This window comes from Achromobacter sp. GW823-FHT04E03, assembly GCF_058796095.1.
This window is the reverse complement of sequence record NZ_JBXAIJ010000002.1, coordinates 1493727-1517617: the sequence shown is the minus strand read 5'-3', so window position 1 is coordinate 1517617 and position 23891 is coordinate 1493727. Positions and strand designations below refer to the sequence as shown.

The 23891-nt window shown below is 66.7% G+C and carries 24 protein-coding genes; 8 read left to right on the top strand and 16 right to left on the bottom strand.

Translation table 11 applies throughout. The features are described from left to right. Positions 1-74: 74 nt before the first annotated feature. A complete protein-coding gene (locus AC1RHV_RS18245) occupies positions 75-1124 on the bottom strand; it encodes a hypothetical protein (protein WP_119451893.1) in 1050 nt (349 codons plus the stop codon). Between the two features lie 325 nt (positions 1125-1449). Here AC1RHV_RS18245 and AC1RHV_RS18240 point away from each other — a divergent pair, with 325 nt between their 5' ends. Continuing rightward, positions 1450-2109: a glutathione S-transferase family protein gene (locus AC1RHV_RS18240; RefSeq protein ID WP_310534714.1), complete on the top strand. Its 660-nt coding sequence runs from the start codon at positions 1450-1452 to the stop codon at positions 2107-2109. Positions 2110-2129: 20 nt separating this feature from the next. Here the strand turns inward: AC1RHV_RS18240 and AC1RHV_RS18235 are convergent, their stop codons facing one another. From AC1RHV_RS18235 to AC1RHV_RS18205, 7 genes are read right to left on the bottom strand one after another with little or no spacing between them, the layout of a single operon-like run. Next, positions 2130-2876, bottom strand: coding sequence for a citryl-CoA lyase (locus AC1RHV_RS18235; protein WP_054451836.1), 747 nt, complete (start codon positions 2874-2876; stop codon positions 2130-2132). Positions 2877-2928: 52 nt separating this feature from the next. Then, complete coding sequence (locus tag AC1RHV_RS18230; protein WP_492301593.1) at positions 2929-5064, bottom strand: acetate--CoA ligase family protein; 2136 nt, start codon at positions 5062-5064, stop codon at positions 2929-2931. Continuing rightward, on the bottom strand, positions 5061-5558 hold the full coding sequence (locus AC1RHV_RS18225; protein ID WP_054451838.1) for a MaoC family dehydratase: 498 nt from the start codon (positions 5556-5558) through the stop codon (positions 5061-5063). The genes AC1RHV_RS18230 and AC1RHV_RS18225 overlap by 4 nt, the downstream gene beginning before the upstream one ends. Continuing rightward, on the bottom strand, positions 5555-6304 hold the full coding sequence (locus AC1RHV_RS18220; protein ID WP_054452294.1) for an SDR family oxidoreductase: 750 nt from the start codon (positions 6302-6304) through the stop codon (positions 5555-5557). The genes AC1RHV_RS18225 and AC1RHV_RS18220 overlap by 4 nt, the downstream gene beginning before the upstream one ends. 60 nt (positions 6305-6364) lie before the next feature. Beyond that, positions 6365-7330 carry a Bug family tripartite tricarboxylate transporter substrate binding protein gene (locus AC1RHV_RS18215; protein WP_054451839.1) on the bottom strand — a complete coding sequence of 322 codons (966 nt, stop codon included), beginning with the start codon at positions 7328-7330 and terminating at the stop codon, positions 6365-6367. Between the two features lie 22 nt (positions 7331-7352). After that, on the bottom strand, positions 7353-8816 hold the full coding sequence (locus AC1RHV_RS18210; RefSeq protein ID WP_054451840.1) for an aldehyde dehydrogenase family protein: 1464 nt from the start codon (positions 8814-8816) through the stop codon (positions 7353-7355). 11 nt (positions 8817-8827) lie between these two features. Further along, positions 8828-10021 carry an iron-containing alcohol dehydrogenase family protein gene (locus tag AC1RHV_RS18205; RefSeq protein ID WP_175160295.1) on the bottom strand — a complete coding sequence of 398 codons (1194 nt, stop codon included), beginning with the start codon at positions 10019-10021 and terminating at the stop codon, positions 8828-8830. Between the two features lie 80 nt (positions 10022-10101). Between AC1RHV_RS18205 and AC1RHV_RS18200 the strand changes: the two genes are divergently transcribed. The 4 genes from AC1RHV_RS18200 (at position 10102) to AC1RHV_RS18185 (ending at position 14324) form a co-directional block, all read left to right on the top strand. Further along, on the top strand, positions 10102-10923 hold the full coding sequence (locus AC1RHV_RS18200) for an IclR family transcriptional regulator (protein ID WP_054451842.1): 822 nt from the start codon (positions 10102-10104) through the stop codon (positions 10921-10923). Beyond that, positions 10920-11939 carry an NAD(P)H-dependent flavin oxidoreductase gene (locus tag AC1RHV_RS18195; protein ID WP_082400790.1) on the top strand — a complete coding sequence of 340 codons (1020 nt, stop codon included), beginning with the start codon at positions 10920-10922 and terminating at the stop codon, positions 11937-11939. Before AC1RHV_RS18200 ends, AC1RHV_RS18195 begins: the two co-directional genes overlap by 4 nt. A 257-nt stretch (positions 11940-12196) precedes the next feature. Next, the gene (locus tag AC1RHV_RS18190; RefSeq protein ID WP_054451843.1) at positions 12197-13168 is read left to right on the top strand and encodes a Bug family tripartite tricarboxylate transporter substrate binding protein; all 972 of its coding nucleotides are present in this window, start codon (positions 12197-12199) and stop codon (positions 13166-13168) included. Between the two features lie 4 nt (positions 13169-13172). Then, positions 13173-14324 (top strand): acyl-CoA dehydrogenase family protein, encoded by a 1152-nt coding sequence (locus tag AC1RHV_RS18185; RefSeq protein ID WP_492301591.1) that lies wholly within the window; start codon positions 13173-13175, stop codon positions 14322-14324. 18 nt (positions 14325-14342) lie between these two features. Here AC1RHV_RS18185 and AC1RHV_RS18180 read toward each other — a convergent pair whose 3' ends face one another. From AC1RHV_RS18180 to AC1RHV_RS18165, 4 genes are all read right to left on the bottom strand, one after another. Then, a complete protein-coding gene (locus AC1RHV_RS18180; RefSeq protein WP_492301589.1) occupies positions 14343-15281 on the bottom strand; it encodes a VOC family protein in 939 nt (312 codons plus the stop codon). A gap of 47 nt (positions 15282-15328) precedes the next feature. Continuing rightward, positions 15329-16315 carry a Bug family tripartite tricarboxylate transporter substrate binding protein gene (locus AC1RHV_RS18175; RefSeq protein WP_492301587.1) on the bottom strand — a complete coding sequence of 329 codons (987 nt, stop codon included), beginning with the start codon at positions 16313-16315 and terminating at the stop codon, positions 15329-15331. A gap of 69 nt (positions 16316-16384) precedes the next feature. Continuing rightward, on the bottom strand, positions 16385-17404 hold the full coding sequence (locus AC1RHV_RS18170) for a Bug family tripartite tricarboxylate transporter substrate binding protein (protein ID WP_119451885.1): 1020 nt from the start codon (positions 17402-17404) through the stop codon (positions 16385-16387). An 82-nt stretch (positions 17405-17486) separates the two neighbouring features. After that, entirely contained in the window at positions 17487-18341 is an 855-nt protein-coding gene (locus AC1RHV_RS18165; protein ID WP_054451848.1) for a fumarylacetoacetate hydrolase family protein, read from the bottom strand. A gap of 114 nt (positions 18342-18455) precedes the next feature. On the opposite strand from AC1RHV_RS18165, the gene AC1RHV_RS18160 reads away from it, so the two are divergent. The 3 genes from AC1RHV_RS18160 (at position 18456) to AC1RHV_RS18150 (ending at position 20524) form a co-directional block, all read left to right on the top strand. Further along, positions 18456-19163 (top strand): GntR family transcriptional regulator, encoded by a 708-nt coding sequence (locus tag AC1RHV_RS18160; RefSeq protein WP_175180658.1) that lies wholly within the window; start codon positions 18456-18458, stop codon positions 19161-19163. A gap of 129 nt (positions 19164-19292) precedes the next feature. After that, positions 19293-19916 (top strand): NAD(P)H-dependent oxidoreductase, encoded by a 624-nt coding sequence (locus AC1RHV_RS18155; RefSeq protein WP_119451884.1) that lies wholly within the window; start codon positions 19293-19295, stop codon positions 19914-19916. Beyond that, positions 19913-20524, top strand: a complete 612-nt coding sequence (locus AC1RHV_RS18150) for a TetR/AcrR family transcriptional regulator (RefSeq protein ID WP_192492385.1) — start codon at positions 19913-19915, stop codon at positions 20522-20524. Before AC1RHV_RS18155 ends, AC1RHV_RS18150 begins: the two co-directional genes overlap by 4 nt. Before the next feature lies 1 nt (position 20525). On the opposite strand, the gene AC1RHV_RS18145 is transcribed toward AC1RHV_RS18150, so the two are convergent. From AC1RHV_RS18145 to AC1RHV_RS18130, 4 genes are all read right to left on the bottom strand, one after another. Further along, the gene (locus AC1RHV_RS18145) at positions 20526-21539 is read right to left on the bottom strand and encodes a cyclase family protein (RefSeq protein WP_492301582.1); all 1014 of its coding nucleotides are present in this window, start codon (positions 21537-21539) and stop codon (positions 20526-20528) included. 85 nt (positions 21540-21624) lie between these two features. Then, positions 21625-22305 carry a DsbA family oxidoreductase gene (locus AC1RHV_RS18140; RefSeq protein ID WP_217482922.1) on the bottom strand — a complete coding sequence of 227 codons (681 nt, stop codon included), beginning with the start codon at positions 22303-22305 and terminating at the stop codon, positions 21625-21627. Positions 22306-22385: 80 nt separating this feature from the next. Further along, positions 22386-23294, bottom strand: a complete 909-nt coding sequence (locus AC1RHV_RS18135; RefSeq protein ID WP_054451853.1) for a LysR family transcriptional regulator — start codon at positions 23292-23294, stop codon at positions 22386-22388. A 6-nt stretch (positions 23295-23300) separates the two neighbouring features. Next, the gene (locus AC1RHV_RS18130; RefSeq protein WP_054451854.1) at positions 23301-23765 is read right to left on the bottom strand and encodes a MarR family winged helix-turn-helix transcriptional regulator; all 465 of its coding nucleotides are present in this window, start codon (positions 23763-23765) and stop codon (positions 23301-23303) included. Between the last annotated feature and the right edge of the window lie 126 nt (positions 23766-23891).

Sequence of the window (23891 nt, the reverse complement as noted above, 5' to 3'; positions counted from 1 at the left end):
TGTCAATCCGCCAGCGCCCGCCCTGTTCTCTACGATGACGGGCGGCCCTTCCAGCGCCCCCCGAGGCTCGTCGCCTACTTGCCCTTGCGCAGCGACAGCGGCACACCCCAGATCGGGTCTTCCATGCCCTGCTTGCCCAAGGGCGTGATCTGCATCGGTGTCATCTTGGCCAGAAGCTGACGGTGTTCCGCGCTTACGTTCTCAAGCCGCTCGATGTACTTCTGCGTGAACTCCATGGGCGCTGGACGCGTATAGACGGTCAGATCTTCGAGCGGGCATTCGATCATCTTCGGATCGACCGCGCGGCAGGCGGACTGCCGGTACTTGTAGCTCGGCGTCTTCAGGTGCATGCGCTGGCTCAGCACCAGTTGGCCGCCCTTGAGCGTGAAACTTGCCAGCGCCTGCTGCGGCGGGATGCGGGCCTGCACCTTGATCGCGGGGATATCGCGGGAATCGGTCTCTTCGCGATAGCCGGCCGCACCGAGCTGCGTGGTCTCGCTGTATTGCTGCTCGCCCCAGCTCACGCAGGCGCCCGAAGCCGCGTGCACGGCGGTGCAGACCGTGCGCGTCTTGGTCTCGGTGCCATAGGTAGCGTCGCGCCAGTTGGTTTCCCGGTAGAACTCGCGATAGAGCTCGGGCGACAGATAGGCGGTGCCGTTGGCGCCGCGGCCCGAACCCTCCTTGCCGCTCGCAGCGCCGACCTGGTCAAGCAAGGCATTCAGCTTGTAGTCGTCGCCACCGGTGAGCAGATATTTGCCCGGCGGCAGGATATGCACCTCGAAGGCCTGGAACAGATAGGTCGTCTTCTTGTCCCGTTGTAGCGAGTTGGTCTGAAAGCCGCGGCTGAAAGTTATGCGCGGATCCTTTTCGTACATCCAGATGACGCGCGAGGTCCATTTGGTCATTTCCAACGCGTCGCTCAGCGAACGATGCGGCATGATGTCGGCCACCAGCACCACGGCCATATCGTCCTTCAGCGCCGCGTCGATCAGGTCCAGCAGCTGGGCATAGCGCGGATCGTTCCTGGTGCCTTCGGCGCTCAGGAACGGATGAGGCGCGCAGCCAGACAGGGCCAGCGCGAGCGCCAGGGCGGACAGGGCAAGTCGCGGACGCGTCAGGGTCATGGATCAGTCCTTGGTATGAGCGGGATCGGTCGGTTGAGCGCGCATACTACTGGCTCGGGGCCAGATCGCAATCCTTGCATAGCGGCTGAAACACACGCCGGCCGGCTCCGATCCGGCGTTCATGCGGACCCGCGCAAGCGCCCGGCCATGCATCGCAGTCGCCAGGCCAATAACGGCGGGAGCCGCGGCCCCCCGTACTGCCGCGCCGCCTCGCATGGGCGCTCGGATCGCTGACACAAAAGGTTTGAAATTATTTGTTGCGATTGTTTCTCGTCTCGGCGACGCTAGGCGTCGTCCATCGCGATTCCGCCCGGAGACCCCCGCCATGTCGCTCGCCCTTTACGGCCATCCCTTCTCCTCCTACACGCAGAAGGTGCTGATCGCGCTGTACGAAAACGGCACTCCATTCGAGTTCCGCTGCATCGGCCCCGACACGCCAGAGCACGCGGCCGAATGGCTGCGCCGCTGGCCCCTGCACAAGTTCCCGCTGCTGGAAGACGGCGGCCGCAACATCGCCGAGACCAGCATCATCATCGAGCATCTGCAGCTGGATCATCCCGGGCCGCAGCGCCTGCTGCCCGCCGATCCCAGGGCGGCGCTGCAGGTGCGCTTCCTGGATCGGTTTTTCGACCTGCACGTCATGAACTGGACGCAGCATGCGGTAGGTGGCGCGCTCTCGGGCGACGAGAACAAGCGGCGGGAAACGCTGGCCCTGGCGGTGGAAAAGCTGGAAGTCGCCTATGCATGGCTCGAAACGCATCTGGCCGGCAAGACCTGGGCGGCTGGCGAGGACTTTACCCTGGCGGACTGCGCCGCCGCGCCCTCGCTGTTCTATGGCGACTGGACGCACCGCATCGCCGAATCGTATCCGGTGCTGCGCGCTTATCGGGCGCGGCTGCTTGCGCGTCCATCGTTCGCGCGGGCCGTGGAAGAAGCGCGGCCGTACCGGCCGCTGTTCCCGCTGGGCGCGCCGGACCGGGATTGACCCCGGGGCCGGCAGACGCGTCACTCGTTGCCAGCGGCCATGTCCCACACCTTCTGGGCGATGGGATTCTTCTGTTCCTCGATGATGTGCGCCATCAGGCCCACCGAACGGCCGATCATCGTCAAGGCCTTGCCCAACTCCGGCGTCAGGCCCATATCGAGCACGATGGCGCCCTTGGCCCCGGTGGCATTCAGCGGAATCTTGCGGCCCGACTGGCGGGCGGCCGCCGCGGCCAACTCGACGGCAAAGCGCGAGTAATTGCCGTAATAGCCGCAGTCCCTGGCGATCTCGAACATCTTTTCGCAACGGGGATCGCCGTCCACGTGTATGGGATGCCCCACGCCGGGAATCTTGCGCTTGGCCGCCTTGTTGGCCGCGACGCATTCCTCGGCATAGCGGCGCAGTTCCTCGTCCGTGTAGCTATCCTGCTTGGGCAGGGCGTCGCGCAGAAAGCGCGCGGCGTATTCGATCACGCCAAGAAAGCGGCTGCCTGCGCCCAGCAATCCCGCCGCCAGGGCGCCCTGCATGGCCTCGGGCGCGCCGTGCAGGGTCAGCCGCGCCGACAAGGCGCTGGGCGTGAGGCCATGGTCGGTCGCGCTCACCAGGAACAGGTTGAGCATGGTCTTGAGCTGCGGCGTGGGGAACTCGCCCAGCAGCTCCAGGGCCAGCACGTCGATGAAATCGCGCTGGAACAGGTCCTGCACCAGGTCATGGCCTCGCACCAGGATGGTATGGGCGTCGCCGCCTCCGATCTTGCTGTCGAACATCTCAAATCTCCGTGTTTTTTTCCGGGCAGCGGACGGCCGCTGCGCCGGCCTGCTATTCGATGACGGCATCCAGCGCCACCACGCCGCGCCCTTCGTCCAATACCACAAGCGGGTTGACCTCCAGCGATTGCACGTCGTCTCCCAGCGCCGTGAACAAGGCCGCGATGCGCAGCACGGCATCCACCAGGGCCGCCCTGTCGCGCGCCGGCAGGCCGCGATGGCTGGCCAGGCGGCGCGCGATGCGCGTTTGGTCCAGCGCGCGCTCGATCTGCTTGCGGCTGGCCGGCAGGTGGCAGCGCGCCACGTCGGCCTCGACCTCCACCCACACGCCGCCCGCGCCCACGCTCAGCACCGGGCCGAAGACCTCGTCGCGATGCAGGCCCACCAGCATTTCCACGCCGTCGACCACCATCTCCGACACCAGCACGCCGCGGATGGCCGCGACGGGTACCTGATGCCGCGCCGCGTTCGCGACAATGTTCTCGAAAGCCTGCCGCACTTCGGCTTCATCGCGCAGCCGCAGCTGCACGCCGCCGATCTCGCTCTTGTGCAGCACGCCGTCGGCCACCAGCTTGAGCGCCACCGGAAAACCGATGGCGCACGCGGCTGCCGCCGCCTCTTGCGCCGTGGCCGCCTGGGATTCGCGGGGCACGCGCACGCCGTACTGCGCCAGCAGCGCCTTGGCCTGCGCTTCATTGCAGGGCAGCGTTACGACAGGCGCGGCCGCCGGCAGGCCTGCGGGTGGAGCGTCCGGCGCCTCGTCGGCCCCCAGGTCCGCGTACGCGCTGACGCGCTTGAGCGCCTGCATGGCGTTGCGCAGGCTGTAGACCGGCGCGAATCCTTCCTGGATCAGAAGGTCGTGCGCCGGCCCGCGGCGGCTGCTCATCCAGACGGGCACGAAGGCCTTGGCGCCGCCCTGTGCGACCGCCAGCATGTTGCGCACCAGCCCTTCGGTGCTGGCCGAATAATTGGAGGTGATGGGATAGAGCACGGCGTCCACGCCCGGGTCCGCAAACAGCGGCGCCAGGCAGCGCCGCGCCAGATCCGGGTCGGTCAGCGCCTTGGTGGTCAGGTCCACGGGATTGGTCAGGGCCGCGTAGGCGGGCGCGTGCCGCGCCATCTCGGCCACGGTTTCATCCGCCAGCGCGGCCATGGCCAGCCCGGCTTCGCCCACCTTGTCGGCCGATAGCACGCCCGCGCCGCCCGACGATGAATACACGCAGATGTTGCGCAGGCGGCGCACGCCCACGCGCGATATCAGGCTGGCGACGTCCAGCAGTTCGTCCAGGTCTTCGACGCGGATGACGCCGTACTGCGAGAACACCGCGTCGTTGACGGCATCCTCGCCCGCCAGCGAGGCAGTATGCGATTGCGCCGCCTTCTTGCCGAAATCCGAGCGGCCGATCTTCAGCGCGATCAGCGGCTTGCCCGCGCGGCGCGCGGCCGCCGCCGCCGCAATGAAACGCGGGCCGCTGCGTATGCCTTCCATCACGGTGCAGATCAGGTCGGTTCCCGGGTCATGCGCCAGCCAGTTGATGAAGTCCGCGCTGTCCAGGTCCAGTTCGTTGCCGGTGGAGAACCAGCGCGAAAAGCACACGCCGCGCTCGTTGCCCTGCATGAGCGAACGGCCCAGGCCGCCACCCTGCGTCACCAGGCCGATGCGCGAAAGCTTTCCCGTCCTGCCGTCGTTGCGGAATTCGGTGGAAAAGGTCAGGCCCAGGCGCGGCGCCAGCATGGTCATGCCCGCGCAGTTGGGACCGTACAGGCGCATGCCGCTGCGCTGCGCCAGCGCCAGCATCTCGGCCTCGACCGTGCGCCCCGCTACGCCCAGCTCGGCGAAACCGCCCGTGAACACGATGACGTAGCGCACGCCCTTGGCGGCGCAGGCGCGCAGCGTGGCGACGGCGGATTCGGCCGGCACCAGCAGCAAGGCCACGTCGATGCCTTGCGCCGGCACCGCGTCCACGCTGGCATGCAAGGGTTTGCCGAAGAGTTCGCCGCCCTTGGGGTTGACCAGGTGCACCTCGCCGTCGAAATCCGAGTGCTCCAGCACGTTGACCACTGTGGTGTGGCCCAGCGTGCCAGGCTTGCTGGAGGCGCCCACGATCATGACCGAGCGCGGCCGCGTCAGCTCCACCAGATCGTCGAAGCGGACGTTGGGATCAAACTGGGAAGGACTGGCGCTCATGCGGCCTCCGGGCGGCATTTCATCAGGGTGGTCCATTCCGACTCCACCACGACCTCGCCGTTCTGGTTCTTCACCGTGCGCAGCATGGTCACGCGGCCCGTGCCGGGGCGCTTCTGCGACAGCGTCTTCTCGCCTATGCTCAATTCGACATGGATGGTGTCGCCGATGAGCACGGGCTTGCGCCACACGCAGCGCAGTTCGGTCAGCGCCAGCCGGGTGCCGTCCATCAGGCGGTACACCGGCATGCGGGTGGTCAGGCCCGACGCGATGGCCAGGGTCAGCATGCCGTGCGCGGCGCGCTGGCCGAAGGGATGGCTGGCGGCGAATACGGCATCCGTGTGCAGCGCGTTGTAGTCGCCGGACAGCCCGGCGAACTGCACCACATCCGCTTCGGTGACCGTGCGGCGCGGACTTTCCCAGGACTGCCCGGACGCCAGGTCCTCGAAGTACAGGCGGCGGCCCAGGTGTTCGTCCAGATCGAATGGCGTGCTCATGCGTAACGCCCTCCCGTCACGTGCACGGTCTCGCCCGTGGTGAAGCCGGCCAGGCGCGATGCGAGGAAGGCTACCGTCGCGGCCACATCGGCCGGGTCGCCCAGCCGGCCGACCGGCGTGTTGGTCTTGGCGCGTTCGGTCAGCTCTTGGTAGTCGGGGCGCTTCTGCATGCGCGGCGTCGAAATGACGCCCGGGGCGACCGCGTTGGCGGTGATGCCGAACTTGCCGGACTCCAGCGCCAACGAACGGGTAAAGCCGATCAGCCCGGCCTTGGCGGCCGAGTAGTTGGTCTGCCCGGGATTTCCCAGATGGGCGCGCGAGGCGATGTTGATGACGCGGCCGAAGCGCTGTTCCATCATCAGCGGCAGCACTGCGCGCGAGCAATGGAATGCCCCTTGCAGCGTCACGTCCAGCACCGCGTGCCAATCTTCCTCGGACATCTTGGTCAGATAACGGTCGCGCGCGAAGCCCGCGTTGTTGACCAGGATATCCACCTTCTTCCAGCGCTCGACCGCCTGCTGCACGGCGCGGCCGACCTCGTCCTTGTTGGTCACGTCGGCGCGCACGCCCAGGACGTTCCCGCCCAAGGCAGACAGTTCGGCGCAGGCGGATTCGATCGCCTCTTCATTGGCGTCGCACACCACCACATTGCAGCCTTCCTGCACGAAGCGCCTGGCCATTGCCATGCCCAGCGTGCCCGCGCCGCCCGTGATGAAAGCGGTGCAACCCTTCAGTTCCAGATCCATGATGCCATTCCATTCGAGTTTCAATGTTCCTGCCGCGCCGGGCCCGCCCGGGCCCGGCGTTCAATCGACCTGCAGCCGCGCCTTCTCCACCAGAGCCTGGGCGCCGGCCCTCTCCTTGGCCCAGAAGACCGCGAAGGCTTCGGGCGTGCTGCCCACCAGCGGCGTGTAGATGCGCGCGAAGCGTTCCTGCACTTCGGGCATCTGCAGGGTGTCGCGCAAGGCCTTGGAGAACTTGTCGACGATGGGTTGGGGCGTGCCCGCCGGCATGACCACGGCCTGCCAGGTCGTCACTTTGAAGCCGGGCACGCCGGACTCGGCCACCGTGGGCACGTCGGGCATGTCCGCCACGCGCTGGTCGCCGCTGACGGCAAGGGCGCGCAGCGCGCCTTCCTTGATGAAGGGCGCGGTGGTGGAGCGGCTGTCCACCATGAAGGACAGGCGCCCGGCGATCAGGTCCTGCAGCGCGGGCGCGCTGCCCTTGTAAGGCACGTGCGTCATGGGCGCGTTCAGGGCCAGCGACAGCGCGGCGCCCGCCACGTGCATGGAACTGCCGTGCCCGGCGGACCCGTACGACAGCCCCGCGTCGGGCTTCTTCGCCGCCTGCACCAGGTCCTGCATGGTCTGGAATGGCGAAGACTTCGGCACCACCACAACCAGCGGCGAATCGGTCAATTGCGTGACCGGCACAAAGGCCTTGCCCGGATCGACCTGCACGCCCTTGTAGAGATAAGTGTTGATGGCCAGCGGCCCGACGTTGGCCCACAGCGCCGTGTAGCCGTCGGGTTCGGCCGTGGCCACGGCCTGGTTGGCGATGTTGCCGTTGGCGCCGGGCTTGTAGATCGGCACCACGGGCTGGCCGAGCTTTTTGGACAGCTCGTCCTGCACCATCTTGAACGCGATATCCGAAGCGCCCCCGGGCGCGAAACCGATGACCATGCGCAGCGGACGGTCGGGCCATTCCGCGTGCGCGCCGGCCGCCAGCATGCAGGCGGCCAGGCCCGAGGCCAGCTTGACGATGAACTTCATGTTGTCTCCTGTGGGCGCCACGCTAGATCGTGGTGTCGTACTTGACGTTCTTGAGCTGGGTGTTTTCGTAGATGGCTTCCAGCCCGCGTTCCTTGCCGATGCCAGACTGCTTGTAGCCGCCAAACGGCGCATCGAACGACGTCCGCAGGCCGGTGTTGATGGCCACGCTGCCCGACTGCAGGCCGCGCGCCATGCGCAGGGCGCGGCCGCCGTCGCGCGTGTACAGCACCGCGGCCAGCCCGTAGCGCGTGTCGTTGGCGATGCGCAAGGCGTCGGCTTCGTCGCGAAAGCCGATCACGGATTGCACCGGGCCGAAGATCTCGTCCTGCGCGCTCTGCATGCGCGCGTGGGAGTTCAGCAGCAGCGTGGGCGGCACGAAGTAGCCCTTGGCCGTGTCGCCTTCCAGCTTCATGTTGCCGTAATGGACGGGCTGCGCGCCCTCTTCCCGCGCCAGCGCCACGTACTTCTCGACGCGCTGCTTCTGGGCCGAGCTGACCAGTGGGCCCATCTCGGTCGCTGGGTCCGCGGGCGAGCCGATGCGCACGGCGTCCAGGCGCTGCTGCAGCAGGCCAAGGAATTCCTCGCGCACGGAATCCTGCACCAGCAGGCGCGTGCAGGCGATGCAGACCTGGCCGGAATTCTTGATGATGTCGCCCGCGGCCACGGCCGCCGCCTTGTCCAGCGGCGCGTCCTCGAACACGATCAGCGGCGACTTGCCGCCCAGCTCCAGCGTGACGCGCTTGACGTCGGCGGCCGCGGACGCCTGGATACGCGCGCCGGTCACGGTGCCGCCGGTGAACGACACCCGTGATACCAGCGGATGAGTGACCAGCCGTTCGCCCACCGTGGCGCCGGGACCGTTGACCACGTTGATCACGCCGGGCGGAAAGCCGGCTTCCTCGAACAAGCGCGCCAGCGCCATGCTGGACAGCGGCGTCACTTCCGAGGGCTTGAGGATCACCGTATTGCCCGCGGCCAGCGCCGGACCGAGCTTGTTGACGGTCAGCGTCATCGGGTAATTCCACGGCATGATGAGCGCGCACACGCCCAGCGGCTCGCGTATCGTGAAATTGAGCACGTCGGCATTGCCCACCGGTATGGTCTCGCCGCGCAGGGCCGGAATGATGCCCGCGAAGTACTCCAGCGACGCCGGCATGCCCTTGAGCGAATCCAGCGAATGCGTAATGGGCTTGCCCACGTTCAGCGTTTCGATCCAGGCGAGCTTTTCGCGGTCGCGCTCGAACAGGTCGGCCAGGCGCCGCAGCAGCTTGCCGCGCTGCGCCGGCGTGGTCTTGCGCCAGTGCGTTTCAAAGGCGGTGTGCGCAGCCTGCACGGCGGCGTCCACATCTGCCGCCGAGGCTTCATGCACGCTGGCGAGCACCTGCGCCGTGGCCGGGTTGCAGGTATCGAACGTGCGGCCTTCGGCGCCAGCGCGCCAGTTTTCCCCGATCAGCAGTTCATAGGGGCGGGAATCGATGACATCCATGCGGGCGCTCCTTACGCGGCCATTTGCAGGTATAGGGATTGGATTTCTTCCGGCGCGAGTACGCGCGGATTGATGGGCATGGACGCGCTCAGCATGGCCTGGCTGGCCAGCTGAGCGGCGTCCTGCTCAGACAGCGCCAAGCCGGAAAAGCGCAGGGGAATGCCCGCCAGCCGCGCCAGCGACTCGACCGCCTCGATCAGGGCCAGGGCGTCCTGTTGTTCGTCGCCCGTCGCGGCTATGCCCAGCGCGCGGGCGGCCTCGGCGTAAGGCGCGGCGGCGGTCTGCGCCGTGTGGCGCGCCACCACGCTGAAGATCGGACCCAGCACTTCCGCATGCGCCATGTGGACGCGCGACTCCAGCGGCGTGCACATGGCGTGCACGGCGTCCACCTTGCTCATGCCGATGGCCAGGCCCGCCATATAAGCGCCCATCTGCATGTCGGCGCGCGCGCGCAGGCTGTCCGGCGCGCGCAGCACGTCGGGCAGCGCCCGCATGCACAGGCGCAGGGCCTGCAAGGCCATGGCCTTGCCGACAGGGGAAGGATCGGTATTGATCCAGGCGCCCAGCGCATGCAGCACGGCGTCGAAGCCGCCCTGCGCGGTGGGGCGCGGCGGCAGGCTGAGCGTGAGTTCCGGTTGCAGCGCCACCAGCGCCGGACGGGCGCGCAAGGAACGGTACAGGCGCTTGCGCCCGTCGTCGCCCTGGATCAGCGCGGCCGAGCTGCTTTCGCTGCCGGTGCCCGAAGTCGTGGGCACGGCGATGAAGAGCGGATCGGCGGGCTCGGCGGCGGCGTTCAGCCAGGCTTGCCCACACGGCGCCTGCAATTCGTCGGCATCGAACCCGCCCGCCAGGCAGGCGTAGACCGCCTTGGCCACGTCGATGGCGCTGCCCCCGCCCACCGCCAGCACGCTGGCGCAGCCCTGCTCGCGCGCCACGTGAAGCGCGGCCCGCACCTGGTCCATGGCGGGATTGGGCACCACGCCGTCATAGACATGCCATTGCAGTCCCGGCATGGCGGCAAGCGCCGCTTCGACAGCGGCGCCCGTAGCGCCCCAGGTGCCGGCATCGGTCACCACCAGCGGCAGGCGCAGGCGTGCGCCCGCGGCCGCCAAGGTTCTGGCCAGGGCCTTCCCGCCCCAATGGCAAACGCCAGGCCAGGACATCACGCCCTGGGCCTGTGGCGCACAATCCTGCTGACCGCTCATTTGTCCTCCTGATCTTGCATAATTTGCTATGCGAATTTATAATTCATTTAGTGAATTGATCATAAAAAAGGAGCTTGCCCATGTCAAGAGCCTCGCCTCGCGCGCCCAAGAACGACGCCACCGAAGATTCCGCGGAACCCGACCGCCAATTCGTCACCGCGCTGGCCCGCGGGCTGGACATCCTGCGCTGCTTCAGCGCCGAACGGCGCATGCTGGGCACGACGGAACTGGCCCATCTGACCGGCCTGGCCCAGCCCACGGTCTGGCGGCTGTGCCATACCCTGCAAAAGACGGGATTCCTGGCCGCCGTGCCAGGCAAGGACAAGCTGCAACTGGGCATCGCCGCCATCGCGCTGGGCGGCGCGGCGCTGGCGGGGCAGGAAGCGCTGGACATCATCCGGCCCATGTTGCAGGCGCTGGCCGACCGCTATCAGGTCGCGGTGGCGCTGGGACGGCGCGACGGCGACAGCATCGTCTACCTGCTGCGCTGCCAGGGAAATTCGCCGCTGCTGATGAATCTGCGCGTGGGTTCGCGCATACCGCTGTTCCATAGCGCGATCGGCTGGGCCTACCTGGCCTGCTGCTCGCCCGAGGAACGCGAGGCCCTGCTGCAAGAGGCCCGCGCATCCGGCAAGGCCGGCGATGCCACGGAGCAACAGGCCATTGCCGACGCTATCGCCCGGTATCCGGAGCGCGGCTTCGTCTATCACGAGCGCCCCGCCTATCAGATCAACACCGTCGCCGCCGCCATCGAGCTGCCCGCCGGCGAACGCTACGTGGTCAGCTGCGGCGGCCCGGCGGCGCTGCTGCCCCGGCAACTGATGCTCGATGAAGCTGGGCCCACGCTACGGCAGTTGGCGCATGAACTGCAGCCCATCCTGCTGATGGGGAGGCACGTGTGACCCAGCCTCTTGCTCCGGCCATTCCGCAACGCTGGCCCACCCGCATCACCGAACTGATGGGCATACGCTGGCCGTTGCTGCTGGGCGGCATGATGTGGCTGTCGGATGCGCGGCTGGTCGCCGCCATGGTGCGCGCAGGCGGCATGGGTTTCATGACCGCGCGCAGCTCACGCACGGACCAGGACTTCCGGCAGGCGCTGCGCGATTGCGGCGAACTGACGGGCGGCCTGCCGTTCGGCGTCAACCTCACGCTGTCGCGCCGCGCGGCCAATAACGAGTCCATGCTGACGCGGCTGCGCATCGCGCTCGACGCGGGCGTGCGCCTGTTCGAAACGGCGGGCCTGCCGCCCACGCCGCTGCTGCCCGCGCTGCGCGAGGCTGGCGCCATCGTCATCCACAAGTGCGCGCATGTGCGCCATGCCGTCGCGGCGCAGAACATGGGCGTGGACGCAGTCACGCTGGTCGGCATGGAAGAAGGCGGCCACCCCGGCAGCAACCAGCTGCCCACGTTCCTCAACGGCGCCTATGCCCTGGAACAGCTGCGCATTCCGCTGGCGCTGGGCGGCGGCATCGGCCACGGCCGGCAGATCGCCGCGGCGCTGGCCCTGGGCGCCGACGCCGTGGTGATGGGCAGCGTCTTCACGCCAGCGCAGGAGACCCCGGCGCACGCCGCGTACAAGCAGCGCGTGGTCGACACCAGCGAGCACGGTACCCGCGCCGTGCTCGGCAGCCTGGGCGACACCTGGCGCATCCTCGACAACGAAAACGCCCGCAAGGTCGCCGCGCTGGAACAGGCGGGCGCCAGCAGCTACGCGGACTTCGGCGAACTGATCAGCGGCGAACGCACCCAGGCCCTCGCCTATCAGGCGGGCCAGCATGAAGAAGGCATGCTGTCCATGGGTCCGGCGGTGGGCTTTGCCCGCGGCATAGAACCCGTGGAAAGCATCGTCCTGCGGCTGCAGCGGGAATGCGTGCAGGCCAGCGCGCGCTTCATGCGCATGGTCGATTCCGCCTGATTTCCCGCCCGTGCCAACGGGCCGTTCCACACCCCTCGCATCCCTGCCCCGCCCTGCGCGCGGCAGGGATTTTTCATGCGCCTGCGCGAACAGATCTGGCATCGGGCCGCAAGCCCGTTATTGCGGCGCTCCCGAGGCCGCAGTATCATCAATTCATTAAACGAATTATTAATTCGCAATGCGAATAACAAACGGATCGCCCAAGAATCCGTCCGCGCAACGCAAGCGCGCTCAACCCAGAAAAACAGGAGACAGGAATGAAGTTCAGCAAGATGGTTGCGGCAGCCCTGCTGGCCGCGGGATTCGCGACGGCGGCCTCGGCCGCGGAATGGCCGGACAAGCCGATACGCGCGGTGATCGGTTTTGCGCCCGGGGGGCCTTCCGACATCGCGTTCAAGATGATGCAGGACGAGCTGAGCAAGAAGCTCGGCCAGCCCGTCATCCCGGAATACAAGCCTGGCGCCAACGGCAATCTCTCGCTGCTGGCCGCGGCCAGCGCGCCCGCCGACGGCTACACCATCCTCTGGACCAATGCGGCCACCATCGCCGTCAACCAGTACCTGTACAAGGACCTGAAGATCGACCCGGCCCAGGCCTTCGCGCCCGTCGCGCAACTGACCGATTCGCCGCTGGTGGTGGTGGTGCCCAAGGATTCGCCCTACCAGACCATGGCGGACCTGATCAAGGCGATCAAGGCGGACAAGCAGGCAACGATCACCTACGGATCGCCGGGCTACGGCAGTTCGGCGCACACCGCTGCGTCCTCGCTCGCGCTGGCCTTGAACACCAAGCTCACGCACGTGCCGTACAAGGGCAGCGCGCCCGCGCTGCAGGACCTGGTCGCCGGACGGTTGACCTTCATGATCGACAGCCGCTCCAGTTCCCTGCCCTACATCAAGGACGGCATGCTGCGCCCCCTGGCGGTCAGCGGCGCCACCCGCGTCAAGGATCTGCCGGACCTGCCCACCATCGCCGAGTCCGGCGTCCCCGGCTTCAAGGTCACCACCTGGCAGGCCGTGGTCGTCCCCGCCGGCACGCCCAAGCCCATCATCGACAAGCTGGCCCGGGCGCTGGAAGAAACCGCCGCCATGCCCATCGTGCAGGAACGCTTCGAACGCATCGCCACCCCGCTGGTCAGCAGTTCGCCCGAAGCGTTCGCCAAATTCTGGGCGGAGCACCGCGAGGTCACCCGCGACCTGGTGGAACGCGCCAACCTGAAGCTGGAGTAAACGCATGAGCAACATCGACCTGACGCCCGAACAACAGGAGCTGCAGCACAGCATCCGCCGCTTCATGCTGGCGGAAGTGGCGCCCATCGTCGCGCAGCACGAAAAGGTGCGGACCTTTCCGTTCGAACTCATGCCCAAGCTGGCGGAGCTGGGCTACCTGGGCGGCAACCTGCCCGAAGACCAGGGCGGACACGGCATCGACATGCCAACCTGGGCCATGATGATGGAGGAGCTGGGCTACCACTGGCTGTCGCTGCGCACCATCGTCAACATCACCAACGGCTCCATCAAGCGCCTGGCCGCCCACGGTTCGCCGGCACAGAAAGAGAAGTACCTCAAGCCGCTGATGGCCGGCCGCCTCAAGGCCTGCACCGGCCTGACGGAGCCGAACACCGGCTCCAACATCGCCGGCATCCAGACGCGGGCCGACCTGGTCGGCGACGAGTGGGTGCTGAACGGCCGCAAGCTGTGGATCACCAACGGCTGCGAGGCCGACTTCGCCATGGTGGTGGCGCGCACCTACAGCCCCACCTGCGAGGGCAGGCTGTCGACCTTCATCGTCGAACGCGCCCTGGCCAACTATGACGTGCGCAAGCTCGACACCATGGTGCTGCGCTGCACCGGCACGGCCGAACTGGGCTTCGCCGACGTGCGCATCCCCAAGGAAAACCTGGTCGGCGTCGAAGGCGCGGCCCTCGCCGGCACGCTCAAGGGCCTGGACGCCGCGCGCCTGAACATCGCCATGGGCGCCGTCGGCGCCGCGCAGGCGGCCCTGGACATGTCCATCGACTACGCGAAACAGCGCGAACAGTTCGGCCGCCCCATCGGCAGCTTCCAGCTGGTGCAGAAGCACATCGTAGACATGACGGTCCGCGTCGAAGCGGCGCGCGCCCTGGGCATGCGCGCGGCCCATGCGCTGGAAGCGGGCAAGGACGTGCGCCAGGCCTGCTCCATCGCCAAGCTCTACGCCACCGAGGCCGCCCACGAAGTGGCCAACATGGCGCTGCAAGTGCATGGCGGGCTGGGCTACTCGGAGGAATATCCGATCGAGCGCATCTTCCGGGATACGCGCGGCGGCATGATTCCCGAAGGCACGACGGAGATCCAGACGCTGATCGCGGGACGGGAGATTCTGGGGATGAATGCGATAGCCTGACGGGCGGCGCGCCAGCCCTCAGCCATCCCGCTCATGATTGGTGATGAAGTCCGGCGGCAACGCCGGGCCCCACACATACAGCGAATCCTCCGGCGGATAATCCCCCGACGGCCACTTCTGCCCCTCGGCGATGAAGTCGATGTCGTACGAATACTCGGCGTAGCTGCCCCAGGGATCGCGCACATAGCGGAAGTAGTTCGAACCCAACACGTGACGGCCCACGCCCCAGCCGTCCGCATACCCTGCCGCGCCCATCTGCTCCATGCCCTGCCCCACCGCATCGATGGACGGCACGCACCAGCTGCTGTGATGCAGGCCCAGGCCATGCGACTTGGCCAGCGCGATCAGGTGATGATCGCTGCCGTGCGGACTGTGGATGAAGGCGATGGCATCGCCCGAGGTATCCGACACGCGCAGGCCAAGCGCGTCCACGTAGAAGCGCGTGGCCCGAACCACGTCGGCGCTGAACAACAGGATGTGCGACAGATACAGCGGCCGCACCTGCCGCACCTGGCTGCGCGCCGGCGCGCGGCCGGCGCCGCCGCTGGCTTGGGGCGGATCTTGCGGCGCGGGGGCCGACGGTGAAGACTTGGCTGCAATCCGCAATTGCAGGGCCAGCCCGTCGGGCGCCTCAATCCAGAGCCCTGCGGGGTCGGCGTCCTGCGGCGCGTCGCGGCGGGCGATACCCAGGCGGTCCAGATTCACGGCGAACCGTTCCAGGTCGTCCGCGTGGACCCCCATGCTCACCCACAGCAGACGCTTGCGTACGCCCTTCAAGATGCGCGCCCAGCGGTGCGGATGGCCATGGGTGTACAACGCCAGGCAGCCGCCTTCATCCCGCACATCCAGGCCGAAACTCGAATAAAAGCGCCTGGCCTCTTCGAGATCGGGAACGCTGAACACGAACTCGTCCACCGAGTGCACGGCGAGCGGCGCTGTCTGCGCATTGGATTGCATGTCTGTCTCCAAGAATCTTGTTCTGGTTGCGGCAGGCTGCCCTGCGCTCATTGCTCGACGGCGACCTTCTGCGCCAGACCCTGGTACAGCGCCGTCTCCGTCTGGTAAAAGTCCCGCATGTCCGCCACCGAGTTCTGCGCCACCAGCTCCATACCCGTGGAAACAACATACTCGCGAAACGCGGCATCTTCCATGGCCTGGACGATCGCGCGGTTCAGGCTGGCAACGGTCGCGTCCGGCGTCTTGGCCGGCACCAGAAAGGCGATCCACGTGCCGTACACGAAATCCCGCAACTTTTCGCTGGATGCGGACAAGGGCGGCACTTGGGGCAGCCTGGGACTAGGTGCGGCGCCGGTCGTTGCGTAGGCCCGTATGCGGCCGGACTCGATCAGGTCCAGCGTCGACCCGCCCAGCGGCAGGAAGCTCAGTTCTATCTGACCGCCCATCAGGTCCTGCGTGACGGGCGGAACGCCCCGGTAGACGACGTGGTTGAACTTGAACTGGCTTTGCCGCGCCCATTGCTCGCCCAATAGGTGGATCATCGAGCCCGGACCGATATGTCCGAAGTTCAGTCCCTTGTCTCCCTGGGCCTGCGCCAGTTGGGTCAGTTCGCCCAGGTTCTTGGCCGCGACCGCGTTGCCGCCGGTCAGGATGTAGGGAAGCCGCGCCACCACCGCCACCGCGCGCAGGTTCTCCGCCCGGTACTTCACATGCTGCATCGTGGCCGGGGTCAGGATGGGTTCGGTCTGGGACGCGATCAACAGCATGCGTCCGTCCGCTGGCGCATTCAGCACCCGTTGCGTGCCGATGGAACCGCCCGCCCCGGGTTGGTTCTCGACGATGATGGTCCTGCCCAGCGCGGCCTGCAGCAGCGGCTGCAGCTTGCGCGCCACGCCGTCGGTGGGATTGCCCACCGGCTGCGGAACGACGATGGAGACGGGCGGCGCGTCGGCCTGGGCTTGCGCGTTCGCGCACGCCAGGATGCCGATCAGGAACTGCAGACTCGCGGCCACGCCGCTACGCAGTGCTTTCATTGCAGGCCTTTCTGGTTGGACTCGTTGGAAAGCCAAAGCTGCCGGGGATCTGGAATCCCCGCCACGGCATCACTCAAGTTGCAGGCGCGACACCATGGGGCCGAACTGGACGAACTGACTTTTCAGCAAAGCACTCATCTGCTCGGGACTGGAACCGCTGGCCTCGGCGCCCAGTTCGGCAAGGCGCTGGCGGATGGCGGGCTGCTGGACGGCCTTGGACACCGCCTGGCCGATACGCGCCACGACGGCGTCGGGCGTCTGCGCCGGGGCGAGCAAGCCGTTCCAGCCCTCGGTATCGATGCCGGTAAAACCCAGTTCGCTGACAGTGGGCGTGTCCGGCAGGGACGGCGAGCGTTGCGGCGAGGTGACCGCCAGCGCGGTCAAGGATCCGGCCCGGATGTCGCTCAGCGACGAAGACAATTGGTCGCCGCCCATCTGGATGCGGCCCGCCAGCATTTCGCCCTTCAAGGGCGCAGCACCCTTGAAGGGCACGTGCGTCATCGACGCGCCCGTCTGTTCCTGGAACCACATGCCGAACACGTGGATGTACGAACCGGGTCCCGTGGAACCGTAGGCGTAGTGGGTCGAAGGATTCTTTTTGAGCAGTTCCGCGAATTCCTTCAGGTTGCGGGCCGGCACCGAAGGCGTGGAAGTGATGACCAGCGGCACGTTGGCCACCACGCTCACGCTGCGCAGGTCGGCCAAGGGATCGAAGTTCAGCCGCTTCGCGCCCTGCGCCACCAGGGCGGCCAACGGATAGGAGATGTTGGCCATCAATACGGTATAGCCGTCGGGCGCCGCCTTGGCGACGGCATCGGCGCCCAGCAGCCCGCCCACGCCCGGACGGTTCTCGACCACCACCGGCTGCCCCAGCTCTTGCGACATGGGCGTTGCGATCAGCCGCGCGATCAGGTCGGTGGTTCCTCCGGCGGCAAACGGCACCACGATCTTCACCGGCCGCGCCGGCCAATCCGCCGCGCTGGCCACGCCCAGGCTGGACGCCAGGCCTGCGGCCAGCAACAGCCTGGCCCAACGACGCCGGGCGGGATTGCTCACGGACGACTTCACAAAAGCAGTTGCGATTCGCATGTCTGGAGTTCCAAGAGTAGATCGTGGCCGTGCGCCCCGGCGCGCGGATGGCGCCGGGGCCGCTGGATGCGTGGTGAGAAACCTAGGCGGACGGCGCCTCGTCGCGGATGCGGTTGCGCAGCGTACCGATGCGCTCGATGTCTACCTCTACCGTGTCGCCGTCCTTCATGTAGAGCTTGGGCGTGCGCCCGAAGCCCACGCCGGCGGGGGTGCCGGAGAAAATGATGTCGCCGGCCTGCAAGGTAATGGCCTCGCTGACGGTCGAGATCACGGTAGCCACGTCGAACAGCATGTCGCTGGTGTTGGACGATTGCATGGTTTCGCCATTGAGGCGGGTCTCGATCCGCAACCCGCTACCGCCAGCCGGCAGTTCGTCAGCCGTGACCACGTATGGCCCCCAGGTGCCCGTGCCGTCGAAGTTCTTGCCCACGGTCCACTGCGGCGACTTGAACTGGTATTCGCGCACCGAGATTTCGTTGCCCACGGCGTAGCCGAACACGTGGTCCAGCGCCTGTTCCTTGGCGATCCGGCGTCCGCCCTTGCCCAGCACCACGACCATTTCGCCCTCGTAGTCCAGCGTATCGCTGATGGCCGGACGCTCCACCACCGCGTCATGCGCGCCCAGGCTGGTCGACACGCGCAGGAACAGCGTCGGGTAATCGGGCTGGTCGTACGGGCTTTCCTTGGTGTGGTCGGCATAGTTCAGGCCGACGCACAGGATCTTGGGAGGTTCGATCGACGGCGACAGAAAGGTCGCGGCAGCCGGATCGATGAACTGCGTGGCCGCGGCTGCCATGCGCTCCAGATCGGCCAGCGTCTTGCCCTGGCGCAGCAGCGTACCCAGATCGACGCCTGGAGCGGACAGCAGCGCCAGGCGGCCCTGCACGAGTGCGGCGGCGCGAGGCGCGCCGTCGATTTGTAGGGTGGCCAGTTTCACGTGATCTCCTGATGGATGAGGGTTGAACGAAGAATATTTAATTCATAAAAATATATATATTCTGGTTTTCCCTGGATAACTTGAGCTTCATAGATAAAAACCTTATCGTTTCGCATGACCTCCGTTTCCACACCTTTCCGGACTGCGGCATCGGCCCTGGCCAATGACATCCGCGCAGACATCATCACGGGCAACCTGCCCCCGGGGGCACGCCTGCGCATCAAGGATCTCTGCGAACGCTACGACAGCGGCGCGATCCCGCTGCGAGAGGCGCTTTCGCGCCTGGCCACCAGCGGATTCGTGGTCGCGGAAGACCAGCGCGGCTTCCGCGTGGCGGACGTGTCGGCGGAAGAACTGCTGGACATCACCGAAACCCGGATCCACATCGAATGCGAAGCGCTGCGCCGCGCTATCGCGCTCGGCAGTCTGGACTGGGAAGAGCGGCTGGCCGGCGCGCACTACCGTCTGAGCCGCCTGCCCCTGCACGCTACGGACGGCTCCGGCTTGTCGGCTGAATGGGAACAAGCGCATTCCGCTTTCCATTCGGCGCTGATCAGCGGCAGCGATTCAAAGTCGCTCATCGCCATCGCCGAGCTGCTGCGCGACCAGACCGCGCGCTACCGCTACCTGTCGGTGCAGCTGAATTCCGGGACCAAAGCCGCCTCCGGCTCGAAAAAGGGCAAGGAACGCAACGTCGCCGACGAACACCGCAAGCTGCTGGAAGCCGCGCTTGCCCGCGACGCCGATACCGCCGCCAAGTTGCTGGCCCAGCACCTGCGCCAGACCACGCAGCTGGTGCTGGCCCAAATCCCCAGCCATTAGAAAGCTCCCCGCCTTGCGCCGGGCTGTCGGTCTTCCCAGGGAGCCGCCTCGCTACTCACGTCAAAATCACAACCTACCAAAGGTAAGTTACTATCGGTAGGTTAATTATTTTGATGGAGTGTAGACGCCATGCATGCGCTAATCGTTGTTGCACATCCCGATCCCGCGTCGCTGACCCACGCGGTGGCGCGACAGGTCGCTGAAGGAATTTCCGCTGCCGATGCCGGGCATACGTTCGAAGTCGCAGACCTGGCCGCCGAAGGTTTTGACCCTAGGTTCACCCAGCCGGACGTCGCGCTGGCCATGGGCAAGGGGGAGCCCCTGCCGGAAGTCGCCGCGGAACATGCGCGGCTTGAACGCGCCGATGCTCTGGTGCTGGTCTACCCCGTGTACTGGTGGTCCTTCCCGGGCTTGCTCAAGGGCTGGATCGACCGGGTGTTCACCCAAGGCTGGGCCTACGAAGATGCGGACGGCAAGCTGGTCAAGAAGCTGCAACGCCTCAACGTGCATCTGGTCGCTCTGGGCGGCGCCAACCAGCGCACCTATGCGCGGCACGGCTACTTCGGCGCCATGAAGACGCAGATCGACCACGGCATCTTCGGCTACTGCGGCGCCAACGTCGCCACCTCGGAATTGCTGCTGCCCTCCGACGCGGGCTTTCCCGCCGCCCATCTCGACGCCGCCCGGACGATAGGCCAGAAGATTTTCTCCTCGCGTGCTGTAATCCACGAGGAGGAAGTCCAACAATCATGACCGCAAAGATGCCAAGCCCCGCCAGAGCCAACCCGCAGCGCCGCCTGTCGCGCGACGAGCGCCAACGCCAGTTGCTGGACGTCGCCTGGAAGCTGATCAGCGACGAAGGCACGGACGCCCTGACCCTGGGACGGCTGGCCACGGAAGCCGGCATCACCAAGCCCGTGGCCTATGACCACTTCGGCACGCGCAATGGGCTGCTGGTGGCGCTGTACCAGGACTTCGACGTCCGCCAGACCGCGCTCATCGACGCCGCGATCGCCGCCAGCAAGCCGGCCTTGAAGGAAAAGGCCCGGGTCATCGCAGCGGGCTACATCGAATGCGTCATGACGCAGGGCCGCGAGATTCCCGGCGTGCTGGCCGCGCTGGGCGGCTCCCCGGAACTGACTGCAGTAAAGCATCAATACCAGCAGGCCTTCATCAAGAAATGCCAATCCATACTTGCGCCTTACGCCGGATCCACGGGAATATCGCCGGCCAGCATGTGGGCGATGCTGGGCGCGGCTGACGGCCTGGCGCACGCGGCCGTGGCTCAGGACATCAGCGTGGATCAGGCGCGCGACGAGTTGATGGATACCATCATGGCGATGGTCAAACGCAGCAAGTAAATCAGCGCAGCGGCATCGCCACCGGACGCAGCGGCGCCGCATCGCCGCCGCGGATCTTCAGCGGCCCGCCGATGAAGGCGAATTCATAGACCTGGTCGCGCGACAGCTCGTCCAGCGCCACCAGCTCGATGATGGGCACGCCCTTCTGCGCCAGCAGATAGGTATGCAACGGCACATAGTCGTCGGACACCTCTGAAGGGAAGGTCTCGAAACTGAGGTTGTCCGCCCCCAGAATCATGGCGCCGCCCTCCTCGACCAGATAACGCGCCGCGTCCAGGCCCATGCCCGGCGGCTTGGCCATGTAGGCCGCCGGATCGTTGTACAGCTTCATGCGGCCAGTGCGGATCAGGACGATGTCGCCTTCGCGCAGCTCGGTCTTCTGGCGCGCCAGCGCGGCTTTCAAGTCCTGCCGGGTAATGCGGTACTGATCGGGAAGCATCTCCACGCCCTTGAGCGCGGCCACGTCGATCAGCACGCCACGCGCCACCAGCGGCGGGAATTTCTCGATGCCCGTGCGCTTCCAGCCGCGGTCGCCCAGATGCTCGTCGGCCCGGAAGCCGTTCCAGATCTTGCCATGGATGCCGAAGTGGTTGAGCGCATCGATATGCGTGCCGGTGTGGCTGTACATCGAGAACGCCGTGCCGGTGTAGCTGCGCATGGCGTTCATGTCGCGGCCCACGCCCATGGGATCGTCGACTTCGGTGCCGCGCGGCGTGTGCGTCATCCAGAACTGGTAGTGCGGATCGCCCGCGTCCTGCCAGCTGGGCATGCCCACGTAGTATTCCGTGGCCAGGTCATAGACCTTGCCGCCAGCCACGCGCGACATTACCGCGGCGCGCGATTCGGGCGTGATCAGGTTGAGGCGGCCGATCTCATCGTCCGGTCCCCAGGGGCTGATGCCCACCTCCTGTCCGGAGGCCGGCGCCCGGGCGGGCGCGCCGTGCGCGAGCGCGTTGAAGCTGAGGGCGGCGCCCAGCGCCAGGCCGAGCAATTTTTGGGTGTAACGGGTAGTCATGATGCACCTTGTGCGTTTGGCTTCCGTCCCGCGGACGGAAAAATGGAAAGAAGGAAGACGTGGGCGACGCGCCGATACCCGGCGATCAGGCCTCGACCGCGGCGGGCATCAGCGCCCGCAGCCTGTCCCGCAGATCGGCCGTGGACATGGTGTGCAGACGGGCCCGGTGCGGCCCGGCTATCAACGTGGGTATGGAGTCGATGGCCAGCCGCGCGGCGGCGGCGCGATCGGCCTGCACGCGTAGCAGGGCTTCGTCGCCCTGCATGAGGGCGGCGAATTGGGCCCGGTCATGGCCCAGCCCTGCTGCGATGTCCAACAGCACGGCGTGATCGCCGACATTACGATGCTCGCTCAGGTGGGCATGCTGAATCGCGTCGAACATGTCCCAATGGCCCGCGTCGCCGGCCAGCAGATGCGCGGCCTGGCAAGCCAGCGCGCCGGCCATCCCGCTGGGGTAATCGAATGATTCGGCGCGCATGCCCTCGACGTCGATGCGGGGCAGGTCTTCATGGCGGGCGCAGGCTTCCCAATGGCCCAGGATCACCTGCTTGGCGCGCGGCATCGAGCCGAACACCTGGCACATCTGTTCAGGCGATTCCTGCAGCACGAAGCTGCGCTGGCGCACGGCAATGCCCAGTTCGGCCGCGACCTGGCGCAGGCGGGGAGACATGACATAGCACCAGCCGCAAACCACGTCATGGAAGAAGTCCACGGTGAGCGGCGCGGCGGGTGCGTAATTGGAGGTCGAAGTCATGATGGCGTCCATCTCGTTTCAATGGACGCCAGCTTAAGGACGGGCCGGCGCGGGAGTAAGGTGTCCGCCGGCAGGACTTTATTCGCTGCGCGTCAACAATCGCCGCGCATGGCCGCCGGCAGATGGTCCGCCATGAAATCCACAAAGGCCTTGACCTTGGGCTGCAAGTGGCGGCTGGTCGGATAGACCGCGTAGACATGGCGAGGCGCGGCGGGCTGTTGGGGTAAAACGCGCACCAGCCTGCCGCTGGCGATGGCGGGCGCGGCCAGGAACGACGGCAAGGCGCCTATGCCCAGCCCCTCTTCCAGCAGGTCCCGCAGCATCAGGCTGTTGTTGACCTGCACCAGCGCGGGTCCGGCCAACGGATCCGCCTGCTGGCCTGCATCCTCGTCCGCAACCGCGCCAGGGCTTTCGGCCAAGGTATAGCTGAGGATGTCATGCCCGCGCAGCGCGTCCACGCTTTCCGGAGTGCCGCGGCTGTCGAGGTAGGACGGCGCCGCGCACAGCACCTGCGTCAGCGACGCCAGCCGGCGCGCAATCAGCGAAGAATCGTCCAGTTGCGCGCGCAGCCGTATGGACACGTCAAAGCCCTGTCCCACCGCATCGACCAGCCGGTCTTCCATCGCCAGGTCCAGGCGCAGTTCCGGATATTGGCGCAGAAAGCGCGCCAGCAGCGGCGTCAGCACGCTCAAGGCAAACGAGACCGGCGCGTTCACGCGCAGCCGCCCCGACACCAGGCGGGACTCGCGCCTGACGGATTTTTCCAGGGCGTCCAGTTCGTCCAGCAGCCGGCAGCATTCGGCGTAATAGGCCGCGCCCGTGTCGGTCAGGCTCATCTTGCGGGTGGTCCGCTGGATGAGCACGGCCCCCAGGTGGGCTTCCAGCGCCCGCAACTGCTTGCTGAGCCCGGCGGACGACATATCCAGCGCCTCGGCCGCCTTGGCCAGGCTGCCCAGTTCGACGATGCGCCGGAAGGCGCGCATGTAGTTGAAGGTGTCCACCTGCGTTCAACCGCCGTCCGGCCGCGCCGCCTCGACCAGGTTGTCGCGCAGCGCGACAACCTGCTCCCTCAACGCCGCGAACTGATCGCCCGTGAGACCGCAAGCATCGCTCAGGTTGATGCTTGCGGTCTTCTCGCGCAAGCGCCGCCCTTCGTCGGTCACGCGCACCCGGACCAGCCGCTCGTCCACCGAGTCGCGCACGCGTTCCAGATAGCCCATGCCTTCGAGCTTCTTGAGTATCGGCGTGAGGGTGTTGGACTCAAGAAAGAGCTTTTCGCCCAGGCTGCCGACCGTCTGATCGTCCTCTTCGAAGAGGGCAATCATCGTCACGTACTGCGTGTACGTGAGCCCGAGCGCGTCGAGGATGGGGCGGTACACGCGGCCGAACGCCAGGTTGGTCGAATAAACCGCGAAACAGAGGAATTCCGCCAGCTTTCTCTGGGATGGATCGTTTGGGGTCTTGGGCTTCATGTGCACCTCGGTATCTGGTCTGCCTGATGGCGCCACTTTACATCGCATGCGATGCAGTCGTAAACGATTTGATACGAATTTCCTCGCTTCAGCCTCTTGACGCCGGGACTCGCGCTTCTTACCATG